Source organism: Agrobacterium sp. 22-221-1 (genome assembly GCF_053522445.1).
In genome coordinates, this window is sequence record NZ_JBNWCL010000008.1 from 173,958 (window position 1) to 189,712 (window position 15,755).

Sequence of the window (15,755 nt, forward strand, 5' to 3'; positions counted from 1 at the left end):
GAAACAGCCGGCAAAACCGCCGTTCAGCGGGTCAGGAGGCCGACGCCTGTTTCCGCATCGAACAAATGCATATCGGAAGGGTCGATGTCGAGGCCGATCGTTTCACCGGCTTTGACTGCGCTGCGTCCCTGCACCGCGATGACCAGTTCGGTGGAGGTTCCCGTGGTGAGAAAGGTGGCCGAACCGGTCGTTTCCACGGCGGAAACCGGCAGCACCAATGCCGCTCCGGCTGCTGCGGCCGGGAGGATATGTTCCGGCCTGATGCCGACGATCACATCTTTGCCGGGCGGCAGGGAGGCCGGATTCCCGATCGATTGCTGCGGTTCGCCTTCGCCGAAGCTGAACTGAAGGGATGCGCCATCCGGGCTGACGGTCGCCGGAATGAAATTCATGGCCGGCGAGCCGATGAAGCCCGCAACGAAACGATTGACCGGGCGGTCGTATAGTTCCAGCGGCGTGCCCTGCTGCTCAATCAGGCCATCGCGCATGACGACGACGTGATCGGCCATGGTCATCGCTTCGATCTGGTCGTGGGTGACATAGACCGAAGTGGCATGCAGGCGATCGTGCAGCGCGCGGATTTCTTTGCGCATGTGGACGCGCAGCGCCGCATCGAGATTGGAAAGCGGCTCATCGAACAGAAAGGCCTGCGGATTGCGGATGATCGCACGGCTCATGGCCACGCGCTGGCGCTGGCCGCCGGAGAGTTCGCGCGGATAACGCTTCATCAGCTTTGAAAGACCTGTTGTGGCGGCGACTTCTTCCGCCGCCTTGCGGGCCTCGGCCTTCGCCACGCCGCGCATACGCAGCGAATAGGTGAGATTTTCCTCCACGGTCATATGCGGGTAGAGCGCATAGGACTGGAACACCATGGCCACATCGCGCTTGCGCGGCGGCACGCCGTTCATGAGCGTGCCGGCAATGCGCATGTCGCCGGCCGATATGGTCTCCAGCCCGGCGAGCGAGCGCAGAAGGGTGGATTTGCCGCAGCCCGACGGGCCGACAAGTGCGACGAAAGTGCCCTTCTCGATGGAAAGGTTGATGTTCTTCAGCGCATGGAAGGCGCCGTAATATTTGTTGACGCCGGAAAGTTCGATCTGAAGGGTCATTTGAGCGCTCCCGATGTCAGGCCGGATACGATGCGGCGCTGCAAGAGAATGAAGAGGGCAAGAATGGGCGTCACATACATGGTCGCATAGGCCATGATGTTGTTCCATTCGCTGGTATTGGGGCCCATGAAGGAATTGAGGCCGACGCTCGCCGGCTGCAATTCGGCCGCCTGGATCATCGATTTCGAATAGACGAACTCACCGAAGGCCTGCATGAAGATGAGGATGGCGCTGACGAGAATGCCGTTTCTGGCAAGCGGCAACACGATGTTGAAGAAGGCACCGACCCGGGAATTACCGTCCACCAGCGCCGCCTCTTCCAGTTCCTGCGGCACGGCCATGAAAGTGGCGCGCACAAGCACCACGAAGAAGGGCATGCTTTTCGCCGCAATGGCGAGGATGACCGACAGGCGCGGATAATCGAGAAGCCCGAATTGCGAGAAGCCGACGAAGATCGGCGTGATCATCAGCGATGCCGGCAGAACCTGCAGCATGAGAATGAGGAACAGGCCGATATCCACCCAGACATTGCGATAGCGCGCCAGCACATAGGCGCAGCCGACGCCGAGAATGGTGATCAGCAGCACCGCGCTCGAAGCGATCAGCACCGAATTCCACAGGTATCGGCCCATGTTGCGGCTGTTCCAGACATAGGCATAGGTCTGCCATTGCGGGTCCGTGGGCCAGAAGGCGGGCGGATTGGCGAACATTTCCGAGCCGCTTTTGAGCGAGGTCAGATACATCCAGTAAAGCGGGAAGAGGTAGATGATGGCGAGGACGATGGCGATGGCCAGCATCAGGCGGTTGCGGGTCGTGATGCTCATCCGCGCACCTCATGCCGTGTGGAGCGCACATAAACGATGGAGGCCAGCATGACGAAAACGATCATGATGACGGAGATCGTAGCGCCCTTGCCGAAATCATATTGCCGGAACGACAGGTCCCAGGCCCAATATTGCGCCACGTTGGAGCTGTTGTTCGGTCCGCCATCGGTAATGGCGGCGAAAAGATCGAATTGCTGCAGCGTGAAGATCAGCCCGAGCGAGACGATCGCACCGATGGTGGAGCGCATCATCGGCAGGGTGATGGTGTAGAAGCGCTGCCAGGCATTGGCGCCGTCCAACTCCGCGGCTTCATAGAGATCGCCGGGGATGGAGGCGAGACCGACCGAAAGCAGGATCATGTTGAAGGAGGTGCCGAGCCAGATATTGGCAATGACGACCGCCCAGAGCGAAAAATTCGCATCCGAACGCCAGAAGATATTGCCCGATATCAGGCCGCTTTCCCGCAGGAAGAAATTCAACACGCCGAAATCGCCCGAGAGAATCCAGTTCCAGATTGCGCCCACGACGAGGCCGGGCATGACCCAGGACACGAGAAACAGGCCGCGCAGCCAGGTGGCGCCGGGAAAATTGACCCAGAAGAACAGCGCCAGACCGAAGCCGATGGCGAATTGCCCGGCAATCGAGGCCACAACAAAGGTGACGGTGTTGAAAAGGATCGGCAATGTTTCCGGCTGCCGGAACAGGTCGATATAATTCTTGAAGCCGACGAAGGGGCGCACGAAGGTGCCCAGACTGAACATGTCGACTTCCTGAAAGCTCATGACGATGTTGTAGATCAGCGGCAGCCCTGCCATGACGAACAGGAAGCCCAAAGGAAAGGCGACAAGGACGATATCGAAACCGCGACCGTCACTGAGGCTGGAAAACAGTTTTTTCATGAAACATCCTCGCAAGCTCCAGTCGGGGCCGCCGCCGCTTGTCGCGACAGGCAGCCCCACCGGGAGGAACCCCTTGGGTGGAGGCCGGAGAAACCCGGCCGTTCGCCCAGATAGATCAGCCTTCGACCAGCTTTATCTTTTCAGCGGCCTGATCGAGCGCGGCTTTCGGCGTCATCTGTCCCGAAAGCGCACCCTGAATGGCATCCTGAATCGCCTTGGAAATCTTCGGCCATTCGGGCGAGGGGCCGCGCGGCTGCGCATATTTCAGCTGTTCCACGAAGGTCTTCAGCGCCTCATCCTTCAGCGCATTGCCGGTCGGCGGAACCGGAATATCCGAGCGCGCCGGCAACTGGCCGAAGTTCTTGAACATGTCCTTGTCCTTAGAGGCGAAGAACTCGATTGCCTTGAAGGCCTCTTCCGGATGTTTCGTCTTGGAGAAGATCGCCCAGTTATAGTCACCCATGGCCGAAGACCGGGGGGCGTCGGGCGTGGGCACCGGCAGCAAAGCAACACCCCAGTCGAATTTGGCGTCCTTCAGCATGCGGTCGATTTCCCATGGACCGGAAATGACCATGGCGGCGTTGCCGGCGTTGAAGGTGGCGGTGGAGTCCCACTGGCTGCGCGTCAGCGTATCCGGCGATGCCAGCTTTTCATCCAGCATCAGCTTCCACGTTTCGAGCGCTTTGACGGCGCCCTCGGTATTGATGTTCTTGTAGGTCGCGCCCGCCATCTGCGCCCAGGGCAGGAACTGGAAGGTGCCTTCCTCATTCGCCTTGGCGCTGAAGCTGATGCCATAGATGTTCTTCGAGGGGTCGGTCAGCTTGCGGGCCGCTTCCACCAGCTCATCCCAGGTCTGCGGCGGTTTTGCCGCGTCCAGCCCTGCGGCCTTGAACAGGTCCTTGTTGTAATAAAGCGCAATCGTATTCGTAGCCTTCGGCACGCCGAAATATTTGCCGTCCCACATCACCGATTTCAGCGGTCCCGGAAAATAATTCTCCGTCTTGATGACATCCGACTTGGCGATCATGTCGGTCACATCGAGAAAGGCGCCGCGTGCGGCGAACATGGCGTGGTTGGGGTTGTCGATGGCGATGATGTCGGGCGCATTGCCGGTGGAATAGGCGCGCATGGATTCGCTTACCACATCATCGAACTGCAATTGCCGGTATTCGATCTTGATGCCGTTATTGAGTGCGTTGAACTCTTTGATAAGGTTCGGCGCGGGCTGGATATCGCGATCCAGCGACCAGAGGGTCAACGTCACATCTTCTGCCTGCGCCGCAATAGCGCCGGCGGACACGCCCGCCAGCAAAAATGCGCCGGCCATCATGCATTTCGCGATACCCATAATCTCCTCCTCTTGGTTATCGTCTCTGCAATTTTCGAAAACCTTCTCCCAAAAGGTTTCCGTTATGTCGGATCGACGACGAAATCGCCGCCGCGGCATTTCTTCAGATAATTCAGGCCATGCACCTGGCCCGTCATTTCCAGCGCATCGCGATAGACGGGGTCATGCCAGCCTTCGATGTCGATGGAGCCGGACCAGCCGGCGAGGCGCAGTTCGGAAATAATGTCCGTCCAGTTGCTGTCGCCAAAACCCGGCGTGCGCATGAAGACGAATTTTTCCTTGCCGAAAATGCCGTGCTCGCGAATGACATCCCAGCGGATAGTCGCGTCCTTGCCGTGCACATGAAAAATCTTGTCCGCCCATTTGCGGATCTGCGGCAGCGGGTCGATCAGATAGACCATCTGATGGCAGGGTTCCCATTCGATGCCGATATGCTCGTCCGGCGTTTCGTTGAAGATCAGTTCCCAGGCGTCGGGATTGTGCGCGATATTCCAGTCGCCGGTCTGCCAGTTGCCGTCCATGGCGCAGTTTTCAAAGGCGATCTTCACGCCCTTGTCGGCGGCGCGTTTTGCAAGCTCGCTCCAGATTTGCCTGTATCGGGGAAGGCTTTCCGGCAGCGGTTTGCCACGAAGCCGACCGGTGAAACCCGCAACGCAGGTCGCGCCGAAATGGTGGGCATTGTCGATGCAGTCTTTCCAGCCCTGCAATGTCTCAAGGTCGATGTCGGTTTCCTCCAGTGGATTGCCGAACATGCCGAGCGTGCTGATGGTGATGTCGCGCTCACCGATCGCCTCGCGGCAGCGCTTGCCGAGTTCGGCAAGGTCCTGACCGTTGGTGGTCTGCCAGAAGAACGGCTCGAAGCTTTCAAAGCCGAGATCGGCGATCTGGCCGATGCGTTCGGCCGCCTGTCCCTTGGTGGCGCTGACCATGGTGCCGATGCGGATGGATGTTGCCGGATTACTCACGTCTTTCAGTCCTTATGCTGCAATGGAAACACGCTGGCCGAGGCGGGCGCTTTCAATCGCGCCGATCACCATGGCAAGGCTGTTGATGTTGTCGAAGGAGGCCGTTTCCGGCATCTCACCCGTGCGGATGGATTGAAGGAACGAGAGAATGACGCTGGCATGGCCGCGCGTATCCTTCTCGGAAATGGCTTCGGAAACGTTTACGGTCCTAAAGCCGCGCAGAAGCCCCTGTTCGTCGCCGGCCACGGAGGCGGAGAAATTGTCTTCCCCGTCCCAGAGGATCATGCCCTTGGAGCCGATCAGCCGCCAGCGCGCTTCCCAGCTGGTCCGCTCGCCTTCGGCGCACCAGGAGCCGCGATAGGTAAAGACGACATCATTCGAGAACTCGAAAATGGCGTTGGCGCTTGCGCCATGGGCATACCATGAGCCGGCCGGGTTCTTTTCCACGCAGAAGACGGAGAGGGGTTTTTCATTGGCGACGAAACGGGCCGCATCGAAGGTATGGATCGCCATGTCGAGAAGCAGGACGTTCTTCATCTCCTCGCGGAAGCCGCCGAAATGCGGCCCAAGGAAAAAATCGCAGTGGATGGCCGTCAAATCGCCGATGACGCCGTCTTCCAGCGCACGGCGCAGCCGCCGGATTCCGGCCACAAACCGCCGGTTTTGCACCACGGCATGAATCTTTCCGGCTTTTTTCGCCAGTTCAACCAGCGTGCCGGCTTCCTCCATCGAGGCGGCAAGCGGTTTTTCGCTGAGCACATGGCACCCGGCCTCGAGACCGGCCTCAACCACGGCGAAGCGCGCCTGCGGGATGACGATATCAAAAAGGATGTCGGCTTTCGTTTTAGCGAGAACCTCGCGCAGATCCGTGCCGATAACCGCGTCGGTGAGGGCGAATTCTTCGGCAAGCGCGCGGGCCGTGTTCTCGTTCAGATCAACGAGACCGGCGATCCTGATCGCGCCGGCGATTTCCGGCGTGGATTGAATGGCACGCAACCAGCCTTTGGCCATGGCTCCGCACCCGCATAAAACGGCATTGAAAGTCATCTCATCTCCCCGGACTCTTTCGCAAACTCCTCTTTGCGCAGAGCGTCGTAAACGTTTACGAGACTATGCCGATGATGTTAGATATGTCAAGACCGTTAAGGGGCGCGTCGATTGCGCGCCGGGCCTGGGAGGGGAGTGCATGAAAGGAATTCGTCAGCTTGCCGATTATCTGGAGATATCGATAGGCACTGTTTCCCGTGCCCTGAACGGCAAGCCGGATGTGAACGAAGAAACACGGCGGCGTGTTCTCGAAGCGGCGGAAAAGCTGGGTTATGTCGCTAACCAGTCCGGCCGCAGCCTCAGGCAGGGAACCACCAATGTCATCGGCCTGATGACCGGCAGCGACGCGCAGACCGTGGAGAACTCCGACAACTTCTTCCTCGGTGTGACGGACGGTCTGCAAAGCGTGTTCTCCGGGCATAATCTCGATCTCATCGTTCTGCCCTGTCCGGGGGAAGAGGATCCGGATGAATATCTGAAGCGCATGGTGGCGCGCCGCATGGTGGATGCGATGATCATTTCCGCGACGCGACGGATCGACAAACGTGTGGATTTCCTGAAACAGACCCGGCTGCCTTTCGTGGCGCTCGGCCGGACCGCTTCCAGCGACACTCACGCCTGGATCGACCTCGATTTCGAGGGCGTCGCGAAAAACGCGGTCGACCGCCTTGCCGCTGCCGGGCATCGCTCGATTGCTGTGGCGGTGCCCGACAGCGATATCAATCTCGGTTATGTTTTTCTCGAAGGATACAGGCGCGCGCTGGAAGACAATGGCATCGCCTACGATTCCTCGCTGGTCATCCGCGCGAAATCGAGCGAGCAGGGCGGTTATCACGCCGCCAGCGAATGGCTGCAGATGCGGCCCCGGCCAACGGCGATCGTGCTGATCTACGAACTGATGGCGGTCGGTCTTTATCGCCGGCTTGCGGAAGTGGGGCTGAAACCGGGGCGCGATCTCGCCGTCATCGGCTTCCGCGATGGCCCGCGCGGCCAGTTTCTGGAACCTCGGCTGACCAGTTTCCGCATGTCCCTGCATGATCTCGGCGTGACGGTGGCCCAGACGCTGTTATCGACCATGCCGGCCTACGCGCCCTTTTACCCCGATCAGGCCCGCCATTGTGTGTGGCCCATGCTTCTGGTGGCCGGCGAGAGCGACCCGGCCCCCGCCCCATAGCCGTCGCTGTGCGGGAACGTCAAAGCTTGAAGCCGTCAACGCTTACGACGCCGAAAGGATTGAATTTATATTCGTCTTCCTCATACCGTTCGTCGTCGGAGAGGGTGGCGCGACGGTCCTTCAGGGTGGCTTCAACGCCTTCACGCGCCATTTGCTCGGCGATATCGTCTATCAAGGCAGCGATCTTCAGCTGTTCGGCGTTCGTCGATGGCTGGTCTTGGTCTTTTTTGGTGAAGCGTATCTGCACATCGGGCAAGCCGATCAGGTGAAACCCAACGCTCATCATGCCTTCGGCATCGTCTCCTATGGGGCGGCGTGCGAAAGCCAGGCGGCAGGTTCTGGCAAGCGCCATCCCGTCATCGGCGGCCGCCTCGCCACGCGACTGCTCGTAACGCTGCTTCCAGCGCCTTGCGCCATGGGCGACGCCCGCACTTTCACCCTTCACGGCGACAGCGCCGTGATCGAGCATATGCTGTACGAATCTGAGGGCGTTTGCGGATGTCTTCACAGCCGTTTCGGCATCCATGGGCGGGCTGAGCACATAAAGAACCGAGCCGTGCCCGGCGACGGCTTCCTCATCCTCCGGCTGGTAGGCATCGGGGTCGACGCGATCCCAGCAGACATTGAACGAGCGTTCCATCCGGTCGTCCGGCTCATCCTGTGAATAGTCTTCATCCAGGCTGAAATCCGGCGCAAAATCATCGACTGCGGCGCTTGCGCTCTTCTGGAGCGCCGCCAGGCCATTTTCCGCGCCGAGAAAACAAAGGACATGTCGTGGCTTGTAACTGGAGCGGGATGCGGCAAAGGCTGGGGGCTGGCTCGATGCCGCGCTGAGAGACGGCCTTGCCAGCACAAGGCCGCCCAGAAATGCGAGAACTCCACGACGCTCTGAATTCATCCGACACCCCCGGCTTCCATCAACAGGATGACAGGGTTTTACACCGGTGCGTGTAATTCAGGCCAGATGATGTTCGATATTTTTTGGTACTGCGGTTCCGGGACCCGTCTCATGCCGGGCGGCATCCAGCCGCCGGCCTGATCCGGTGTGCCATCCGGCAGCAACTATTTCGTGGTGTAACCGCCATTGACCAGAATGGTCTGGCCGGTCATCCACCAGCCATCCGTGACGAGGAAGCGGATATAGGGAACGATGTCCTCGATATCGGTGAGACCGGTTTTCGAGAAGCCGGAAAGAGCGGCGGCGCTTTTGTGATAGGCCTGCGCCTCCGGCGTTTCCTGACCGTAGAAGAATGGTGTGTCCATCGGTCCGGGACCGATTGCCGTCACCGAGATGCCGCGTTCACCAAACTCCTTGGCCGCCGCGCGGGTGAAGTGTTCCACCGGGGCCTTGGTGCCGGCATAGCTGGCGTAAAACGGCGTGAAGGCGCCCAGGAGCGATGTCACGAGGGTGCAGATCTTGCCGTTATCGCTGACGTGGCGTCCGGCCTGCTGGAGAAAAAAGAAGGCCGACTTGGCGTTAACGGCAGTCATTTCGTCATATTCGGCTTCCGACGTGTCGAGGATCGGCTTTTTCAGCACCTTGCCGACGGTGTTGATGGCAATATCCGGGCGGCCGATGGCGGCGACGGTATCGGCAAACAGCTTTTCGACCGCGCCTGCCGTGGTGAGATCGGCCTGAAGGGCGACGGCCTCAGCGCCGGCCGCTTTCACGGCGGCCACGGTTGCCTCGGCATCGGCCCTGGTTGCGGCGCTGTTATAATGGATGGCGATGGCGCGGGCGCCCTGGCCGGCAAAATCGCGGGCAATCAATCCACCGAGATTTTTCGCGCCGCCGGCGATGATGACGGTTTTGCCCTTGAGGGAATGGTCTGTCATGGGTCGGCCTCCTTTTGCCGTGCTCGGCCAACTGGCGGCCGCTTTCGTTGCAGCAGGATATCGTCTAGCTTTGCGTGATAAAGGCGCTTATTCTGACATTACTTGTCAGAAAAGCCGCACAATGGGATGTTTTCGGTTGGACCGTATCGACCTGTTCCGTATCTTCACACGTGTCGTTGACTGCGCGAGTTTCACGCGGGCCGCCGATACGCTCGGCATACCGCGCTCTTCGGTTTCGGCGGCGGTGCAGGAACTGGAAGGGCGTGTCGGTGCGCGGCTGCTGAACCGCACGACGCGCAAGGTCTCGCCAACCGAGGATGGTTCGGCCTTTTACGAGCGCTGCCAGCGGCTGATCGCCGATGTCGAAGATGCGGAAAATCTCTTCCGGCAGACGGCGGCGCAGCCTTCGGGCCGGTTGCGGATCGACGTGCCGGGCCGGATCGGGCGGCTGGTCATCGCACCGGCACTCCCGGAATTTCTCGAACTTTATCCGCAGATCGACGTAGCCCTCGGCGTTACCGACCGCGCCGTCGATCTGGTGGAAGACAATATCGATTGCGTGCTGCGCGTCGGACCGCTCAGCGATTCCGGCCTGATCGCGCGGCCGATAGGCAAGCTACCGTTGATCAATGTCGCAGGCCCCTCCTATCTGGCGCGCCACGGAACGCCGAAAACGCCCCACGGTCTTTCCCGCCACTGGGCGGTCAATTACGCGTCGCCCTCCAGCGGGCGGGTGGAAAACTGGGAATGGATCGAAGGCGAGACACTGCATTCGCTTTCCATGCGCGGCCGCGTCACCGTCAACAATGCCGAAGCCTATATCGCCTGTTGTCTTGCCGGTCTCGGCTTGATCCAGATACCGGCTTACGACGTCAGGCCGCATCTGGAGAGCGGCGACCTCATCGAGGTCATGCCGACCCATCGGGCCGAGCCAATGCCGATGACGTTGCTTTATCCCCATCGACAGCATCTGTCGCGGCGGCTGCAGGTCTTTGCGGAGTGGCTGGAGGCGCTGCTGCGGCGACGGCTTCTGTAGCCCAACATGCCTGCTGTGGCGATGCTCCAGCCTATTTTTATCATAGCGAGATTCGGCGTTATAAAGTGCAGCCGCTTGCGCCATTTTGATCTCCGCCAGAAATCTGAAGGGAGGCGCATATGCTCACGATCAATTCACAGGAAACAGCCGGGCTTTTGCCGTTTGACGGGCTTATCAAGGCACTTGCCGCCGCCTTTGCGGAAGGCTGTGAGATGCCTGTGCGGCACCACCACACGATCGATGTGCCAAATGAAGCCGCCGCGACACTGCTATTGATGCCGGCCTGGCACGGCGCACGGCAGTCCACCCGTTATCTGGGGATCAAGATCGTCACCGTCTTTCCCGGAAACGCCGGCAGAAACCTGCCGGGATTGACCTCGACCTATATGCTTTACGATGCGCAGACAGGCATTCAGCTGGCCACGCTGGACGGTAATGTCATCACCGGCCGCCGGACTGTTGCGGCGTCGGCGCTTGCAGCGGATTATCTTGCGCGCAAGGATGCCAGCCGGCTTCTGGTGCTGGGCGCCGGCCGTGTCGCGAGCCTTATTCCCGACGCCTATCGGGCCATCAGACCGCTTGAGCAGGTGGCAGTCTGGGATATCGATCGTGGCAATGCCGAGCGGCTGGCGAAAAGCATCGAGGCGTCGGGGCTTGCGGCCACGGTGGTCGATGATCTGGAAGGGGCGGTTGCCCAGGCTGATATCGTCAGCGCCGCGACGCTCGCCACCACCCCGCTCATCAGGGGCGCGTGGCTGCGCCCCGGCACGCATGTCGATCTCATCGGCGGCTTCACGCCCGGCATGCGCGAGGCGGATGACGAAGCCATAGGCCGCGCCTCGGTCTTTATCGATACGGAGGAAGCGCTGCACGAAGCAGGCGATCTCGTTCAGCCGATCGAAGCGGGCCTGTTTTCGGAGGAAAACGTCAGGTCGACGCTTGCCGGACTTTGCAGGGCAAACCGGTTTGCGCGCAGTAACGATGATGAGATCACGCTCTATAAGGCTGTCGGAACCGCGCTCGCCGATCTTGCGGCGGCCACCATGGTCTATGAGGCCGCGACGCTGAACGGAAAAGGATGACAGACATGGCCAAACGCGAAATCCTTGAAGTGCCGGTGGTTTCAGAGGCGATCCGTCGGCTGGGCGCGCCGACCTCGGCGCTTGTCCGCTCCGGCAACATCGTCGCCACCTGCGGCATGCCGCCCGTCGATCTTGAGACGGGCGACATCGTCAGGGGCGATATCGCCGCCCAGACCCGGGCCTCGCTGGAAGCCCTGCGGGTGACACTGGCCGCAGCGGGCGCCACCTTCGAAGATGTGATCAAGACCACCGTCTATGTCACCGATGCAGCGCTGATGGGCACAGTGAACGACATATACCGCGAATATTTCGCAGCCGGTTTTCCGGCGCGCACCTCGGCAACCATCAAACCCTGGACCTTGCCCTTCGATATCGAAATCGAGTGCCTTGCTGTCCTCTGAGGGCAGGCGGGCATGAAAAACGGCGCGTCGGCCGGATCGGCTGACGCGCCCACATGCATTTCTTGGGGCGCAAGATTACGGGCCGGTTTTACGTGGACTGCTCCAGCGGTGAAAGTCCATAAACCGCCACGATATCTTCCCCCTTTTCGAGCCTAGCAATGATGCCGGGCTCCTTTTCCTGAATGGCGAGAGCCTGCCGTGCCGTTGCCAATGCTTCCTCGGGTGGCAAAATGCAGACGCCGTTTTCGTCGGCCAGCACGATATCGCCGTTCTGAACCCTGACCCCGCCGCAGACGACCGGCCCCGCGACATTCCCCCGGCCTCCGAGCTTGGTGGTGATGGGCGAGCGTCCCCGGCACCAGACCGGCAGGCCGGCGCTGCGGATCGAGCCGATATCGGTGACATAACCATCGAGGATGACGGCGGTGACACCGCGCGCGAGCGCTGCGGCGGTCATGACCGCGCCCCAGCAGGCGTGCCGGTCGTCGCTCAGTCGCTCGATGACGAGGATATCGCCGGGCATGGCGCGGGAAAGGGCATGCGGAAGCGCCGTCCCGTCGTCTCCCGGCAGGCTGACGGTCAATGCGCGACCGGCGATGCGAACGCTGTCGATCACGCATTGCATCGCCGGATCCATGAATCCATCCGATCTGAAATGGCCGATCGTTGCCGTCTCGACGCTCCGGAGCAGTTCGAGCGCCTCGTTGATTGTGTCGGGACTTTCCATGGGTGTCTCCAAAAGAAAGACGCCGGCGCGGGGGCCGGCGTCTGTGATATGGCAATATGGATCAGTTGGTCTTGGCCAGATCGCGTTTCACGGTCTCGGTCAGCGCCAGCAGGGCGACGGCCGAGAGCAGGGCGGAGCCGATCATGTACCAAGCGACGGAAGCGCCGCTGCCGGTGGCGGAAAGCAGCCATGTGGTGATGACGGGAGTAAGCGCGCTGCCCAGAACCCCTGAGAGCATATAGGCGATGGACAGGCCGGAATAGCGGACCTTGGTGCCGAAAAGTTCGGCGAGGAAGGTGGCGATCGGGCCGTAATTGGCGGCAAAGGCCGTCATCATCAGCAGGTAGCCCGCAAGTGCGCCGGCAAAGGTGGCGGTATCCATCAGCCAGAACATCGGGAAAGCGACGAGCGCTTCGGCTAGAATGCCGCCGAGAATGACCGGCCGGCGGCCGACCTTGTCAGAAAGCAGGCCAAAGAGCGGCAAAAGGAAAATACACGCCATGCAGGAAATCAGTACGATCACCAGCATCTCGTTGCGGGAGATGTTGAGCGCCTGCGTGCCATAGCTCAGGCCGAAGGCGACGATGAGGTTGAAGGACGATCCGGTGGACATGGTGGCGATGCCGCCGAGAAGAACCGTTTTCCAGGATTTGGAAAGCAGCTCGAAGAAGGGCACGCGCACGGTCGCCTCTTCCGTCTTCACCTTGGCGAAGGACGGCGTTTCGGCGGTGTTGAGCCGAACATAGGCGCCGACGGCGACCAGAAGAATGCTGACGAGGAACGGAATGCGCCAGCCCCAGGAAATCAGGTCCTCGGGCGCCATGGTGAAACCGATGGCAAGGAAAGCGAGGTTGGCGATCAATGTGCCGGCCGGAACGCCGATCTGCACCCAGGAGCCATAAAGGCCGCGCCGGTTCTGCGGCGCATGTTCCACCGCCATCAGCACCGCGCCGCCCCATTCGCCGCCGAGCGCGAGACCCTGCACGACGCGCAGCGCCAGAAGCAGGATGGGCGCCCAGACGCCGATCTGTTCGTAATTCGGCAGAAGGCCGATGGCGAAGGTTGCCACACCCATCATGACCAGCGAGACGAGCAGCATCGACTTGCGGCCGATCCTGTCGCCGAAATGGCCGAAAAGCGCTGCCCCGACGATGCGGGCGAGATAGGCCGAGGCGAAGGTGCCGAAGGCCAGAAGCGTGCCGACGAGCGCATCGAAACTCGGAAAGAAGACCTTGTTGAAGACCAGCGCCGAAGCGGTGGCGAAGACGAAAAGATCGTACCATTCGACAGTGGTGCCGATGACGCTTGCGACGGCGATCCGCCGAACGCCAACCGGCTGTTTCTCGACGGAGCCCACGAGTGCGGTTTCCCCTTGCATGAACATTCCCCTTTATGTTGCTGTGAAGGAAAACGGGGAAACGACGAAGCGGAGCGGCCTCACGCCGAAGGCATGAGATGACGATAGCCATTTCCGGCGGAGCAACCGTTTTCGGTTCTCTCCGTCAGTCCGACATGCTGCGATGTTCCCCTGTTTTGCGCAATGATGGGAAAGCGGGAGGCTCCCGACAAATAGATAATGCAGATTTCTTCCATAGGGCCGCGCTATAGACCAAATCCTGGGCATTTTCGGGCATCTCGGCGCCGCCTATGAATTTTGAAATAGATAATAAAATCAGGGAAATATCGCAGGCGCTGTTTTTCTTTGCCGCTCGGCTGCGCAGTCCCTGCCTGTCTTTTGACCGGCTGAAATTTCTTTTTCGGCCGCAAAGACCGCCACTCTTATTCTAAGTATCGAATCTATCTATTTTTGAATTTTCCGGTTTGGTCTTATCCCCTTTGTCATTCCACGGAGTGAAAAGAGGTCGTCTGCGGGCTGCCGGCTACGCCGGGGCATTGCTGCCGCGCGACCATAACAGGGGACCGAAATGAAGAGATTGAGCAATATCCGGCCGGACATGTCACGCCTGTGGGCGACGCTGATGCGTTCCGCCGAAATCGGCGCGACCGAAAAGGGCGGCCTGAAGCGGCTGGCGCTTTCCGACGAGGATGCGGCGATGCGGCACCAGTTCATTCACTGGTGCGAGGAGGCGGGCCTGACGGTCAGGATCGACGCGGTGGGCAATATCTTCGCCGAACGGGCAGGAACCGATGCGGATGCGAAGCCCGTGCTGGTCGGCAGCCATCTCGACACGCAGGTTCATGGCGGCCGCTTCGACGGTATTCTTGGTGTGCTGGCCGGGCTGGAACTCGTGCGCACGCTGAACGACCATGCGATTGCCACACGCCGGCCGATCACCCTTGTGAACTGGACCAATGAGGAGGGCGCGCGTTTCGAGCCGCCGATGATTGGCTCGGCGGTTTTTACCGGCGCCAAGGCGGCGGAATTCGCCTATTCCCGCAGGGATCGCGATGGCTTTACGCTTGGCGGCGAGTTGGAGCGCATCGGCTTCAAGGGTAAATACGCGATTTCGGCGGAGGCTTTCGACAGTCTGTTCGAGCTGCATATCGAACAGGGGCCACGCTTGGAGGCAGCGGCCAAACAACTCGGCATCGTTACCGGCGCTTTCGGCGTGCGCGGTTTCGTGGTGGAAGTGCACGGCGAGACTGGCCATGTCGGCCCGACGCCGATGCCGGCGCGCAAGAATGCGCTGGTGGGTGCCGCTGAGGTGACGCTGGCGATCAATGAGATCGGCTGGGCCAATCACGAGACCGGCGGCAAGTCCACGACGATGCGCATCAGGGCCGAACCCAATCTCCTCGGTGCGCTGCCGAATTTCGTGGAAATGACCTGCGACATGCGCCACCCCGACGATGCCGTTGTCAGCACCATGTTCGAGGCCTTCAAGGCGAGACTTCCCGAGCTGGAAGAGCGCTCGCGCTGCAAGATCGTCGTCAAGGAAGGCTGGGCCTATGGCGGCATGCATTTCGACGCCGGCTGCATCGAACTCATCCGCAATGCCACCGGTGCTTTTGGTTATTCCTCGATGGACCTCCTTACCGAGGCCGGGCATGACGCCATGCATGTCGCCGAGTATCTGCCGACGGCGATGATCTTCACGCCGTGCGAGGGCGGTCTTTCCCATAACGAGGCGGAAAACGTCACGATTGCCGACATCGAACCCGGTGTTAACGTGCTGGTTCAAGCCGTTCTGGAGCGCGCGAACCGCGCGGACTGAAGCTGGAGCGCTTTCGCTTTTCTGCGAAGCGCGAAAAGGCTCCAGCCCTCTGTTTTAGCGTATTCCCGGCCGGCAGCGCCGGGGTCCGCTTTTGCTGGATTTAGAGGGAACGGCGAAAAGTGCGACCGCTT

The 15,755-nt window shown here is 60.5% G+C and carries 15 protein-coding genes; 5 read left to right on the forward strand and 10 right to left on the reverse strand.

All coding sequences use genetic code 11. The features are described 5' to 3' along the window. Positions 1 to 23: 23 nt before the first annotated feature. From ACQZ5N_RS14625 to ACQZ5N_RS14650, 6 genes are all read right to left on the reverse strand, one after another. Positions 24 to 1,109, reverse strand: coding sequence for an ABC transporter ATP-binding protein (locus ACQZ5N_RS14625; protein WP_448733294.1), 1,086 nt, complete (start codon positions 1,107 to 1,109; stop codon positions 24 to 26). Further along, positions 1,106 to 1,933, reverse strand: coding sequence for a carbohydrate ABC transporter permease (locus ACQZ5N_RS14630; RefSeq protein WP_065655228.1), 828 nt, complete (start codon positions 1,931 to 1,933; stop codon positions 1,106 to 1,108). Before ACQZ5N_RS14630 ends, ACQZ5N_RS14625 begins: the two co-directional genes overlap by 4 nt. Beyond that, positions 1,930 to 2,832 carry a carbohydrate ABC transporter permease gene (locus ACQZ5N_RS14635; RefSeq protein ID WP_020811101.1) on the reverse strand — a complete coding sequence of 301 codons (903 nt, stop codon included), beginning with the start codon at positions 2,830 to 2,832 and terminating at the stop codon, positions 1,930 to 1,932. Before ACQZ5N_RS14635 ends, ACQZ5N_RS14630 begins: the two co-directional genes overlap by 4 nt. A 115-nt stretch (positions 2,833 to 2,947) precedes the next feature. After that, positions 2,948 to 4,180, reverse strand: coding sequence for an ABC transporter substrate-binding protein (locus ACQZ5N_RS14640; RefSeq protein WP_078053305.1), 1,233 nt, complete (start codon positions 4,178 to 4,180; stop codon positions 2,948 to 2,950). 62 nt (positions 4,181 to 4,242) lie between these two features. Continuing rightward, positions 4,243 to 5,145 (reverse strand): sugar phosphate isomerase/epimerase family protein, encoded by a 903-nt coding sequence (locus ACQZ5N_RS14645; RefSeq protein WP_080820441.1) that lies wholly within the window; start codon positions 5,143 to 5,145, stop codon positions 4,243 to 4,245. Between the two features lie 12 nt (positions 5,146 to 5,157). Beyond that, a complete protein-coding gene (locus ACQZ5N_RS14650) occupies positions 5,158 to 6,192 on the reverse strand; it encodes a Gfo/Idh/MocA family protein (protein WP_174022340.1) in 1,035 nt (344 codons plus the stop codon). 139 nt (positions 6,193 to 6,331) lie between these two features. Here ACQZ5N_RS14650 and ACQZ5N_RS14655 point away from each other — a divergent pair, with 139 nt between their 5' ends. Beyond that, positions 6,332 to 7,366 carry a LacI family DNA-binding transcriptional regulator gene (locus ACQZ5N_RS14655; protein WP_059761019.1) on the forward strand — a complete coding sequence of 345 codons (1,035 nt, stop codon included), beginning with the start codon at positions 6,332 to 6,334 and terminating at the stop codon, positions 7,364 to 7,366. Positions 7,367 to 7,385: 19 nt separating this feature from the next. Here the strand turns inward: ACQZ5N_RS14655 and ACQZ5N_RS14660 are convergent, their stop codons facing one another. Further along, entirely contained in the window at positions 7,386 to 8,264 is an 879-nt protein-coding gene (locus ACQZ5N_RS14660; RefSeq protein ID WP_448733295.1) for a hypothetical protein, read from the reverse strand. Between the two features lie 164 nt (positions 8,265 to 8,428). After that, positions 8,429 to 9,202: an SDR family oxidoreductase gene (locus tag ACQZ5N_RS14665; RefSeq protein WP_020811096.1), complete on the reverse strand. Its 774-nt coding sequence runs from the start codon at positions 9,200 to 9,202 to the stop codon at positions 8,429 to 8,431. A gap of 136 nt (positions 9,203 to 9,338) precedes the next feature. On the opposite strand from ACQZ5N_RS14665, the gene ACQZ5N_RS14670 reads away from it, so the two are divergent. From ACQZ5N_RS14670 to ACQZ5N_RS14680, 3 genes are all read left to right on the forward strand, one after another. Continuing rightward, positions 9,339 to 10,238, forward strand: a complete 900-nt coding sequence (locus ACQZ5N_RS14670; protein WP_448733296.1) for a LysR family transcriptional regulator — start codon at positions 9,339 to 9,341, stop codon at positions 10,236 to 10,238. A 119-nt stretch (positions 10,239 to 10,357) separates the two neighbouring features. Next, positions 10,358 to 11,320: a bifunctional Delta(1)-pyrroline-2-carboxylate/Delta(1)-piperideine-2-carboxylate reductase gene (lhpI, locus tag ACQZ5N_RS14675; protein ID WP_448733297.1), complete on the forward strand. Its 963-nt coding sequence runs from the start codon at positions 10,358 to 10,360 to the stop codon at positions 11,318 to 11,320. Then, positions 11,317 to 11,721 carry a RidA family protein gene (locus ACQZ5N_RS14680; protein ID WP_448733298.1) on the forward strand — a complete coding sequence of 135 codons (405 nt, stop codon included), beginning with the start codon at positions 11,317 to 11,319 and terminating at the stop codon, positions 11,719 to 11,721. Before lhpI ends, ACQZ5N_RS14680 begins: the two co-directional genes overlap by 4 nt. Before the next feature lie 88 nt (positions 11,722 to 11,809). Here the strand turns inward: ACQZ5N_RS14680 and ACQZ5N_RS14685 are convergent, their stop codons facing one another. Beyond that, entirely contained in the window at positions 11,810 to 12,448 is a 639-nt protein-coding gene (locus tag ACQZ5N_RS14685) for an RraA family protein (RefSeq protein ID WP_448733299.1), read from the reverse strand. Between the two features lie 61 nt (positions 12,449 to 12,509). Continuing rightward, positions 12,510 to 13,826 (reverse strand): MFS transporter, encoded by a 1,317-nt coding sequence (locus tag ACQZ5N_RS14690; RefSeq protein ID WP_233283611.1) that lies wholly within the window; start codon positions 13,824 to 13,826, stop codon positions 12,510 to 12,512. 547 nt (positions 13,827 to 14,373) lie between these two features. Between ACQZ5N_RS14690 and ACQZ5N_RS14695 the strand changes: the two genes are divergently transcribed. After that, positions 14,374 to 15,624, forward strand: coding sequence for a Zn-dependent hydrolase (locus tag ACQZ5N_RS14695; RefSeq protein WP_448733300.1), 1,251 nt, complete (start codon positions 14,374 to 14,376; stop codon positions 15,622 to 15,624). Positions 15,625 to 15,755 lie beyond the last annotated feature (131 nt).

Coding starts and splice junctions, on each gene's coding strand:
- ACQZ5N_RS14625 (WP_448733294.1), bottom strand. CDS start 1,109: ATGACCCTTCAGATCGAACTTTCCGGCGTCAACAAATATTACGGCGCC.
- ACQZ5N_RS14630 (WP_065655228.1), bottom strand. CDS start 1,933: ATGAGCATCACGACCCGCAACCGCCTGATGCTGGCCATCGCCATCGTC.
- ACQZ5N_RS14635 (WP_020811101.1), bottom strand. CDS start 2,832: ATGAAAAAACTGTTTTCCAGCCTCAGTGACGGTCGCGGTTTCGATATC.
- ACQZ5N_RS14640 (WP_078053305.1), bottom strand. CDS start 4,180: ATGGGTATCGCGAAATGCATGATGGCCGGCGCATTTTTGCTGGCGGGC.
- ACQZ5N_RS14650 (WP_174022340.1), bottom strand. CDS start 6,192: ATGACTTTCAATGCCGTTTTATGCGGGTGCGGAGCCATGGCCAAAGGC.
- ACQZ5N_RS14655 (WP_059761019.1), top strand. CDS start 6,332: ATGAAAGGAATTCGTCAGCTTGCCGATTATCTGGAGATATCGATAGGC.
- ACQZ5N_RS14660 (WP_448733295.1), bottom strand. CDS start 8,264: ATGAATTCAGAGCGTCGTGGAGTTCTCGCATTTCTGGGCGGCCTTGTG.
- ACQZ5N_RS14665 (WP_020811096.1), bottom strand. CDS start 9,202: ATGACAGACCATTCCCTCAAGGGCAAAACCGTCATCATCGCCGGCGGC.
- lhpI (WP_448733297.1), top strand. CDS start 10,358: ATGCTCACGATCAATTCACAGGAAACAGCCGGGCTTTTGCCGTTTGAC.
- ACQZ5N_RS14680 (WP_448733298.1), top strand. CDS start 11,317: ATGACAGACATGGCCAAACGCGAAATCCTTGAAGTGCCGGTGGTTTCA.
- ACQZ5N_RS14685 (WP_448733299.1), bottom strand. CDS start 12,448: ATGGAAAGTCCCGACACAATCAACGAGGCGCTCGAACTGCTCCGGAGC.
- ACQZ5N_RS14690 (WP_233283611.1), bottom strand. CDS start 13,826: ATGCAAGGGGAAACCGCACTCGTGGGCTCCGTCGAGAAACAGCCGGTT.
- ACQZ5N_RS14695 (WP_448733300.1), top strand. CDS start 14,374: ATGAAGAGATTGAGCAATATCCGGCCGGACATGTCACGCCTGTGGGCG.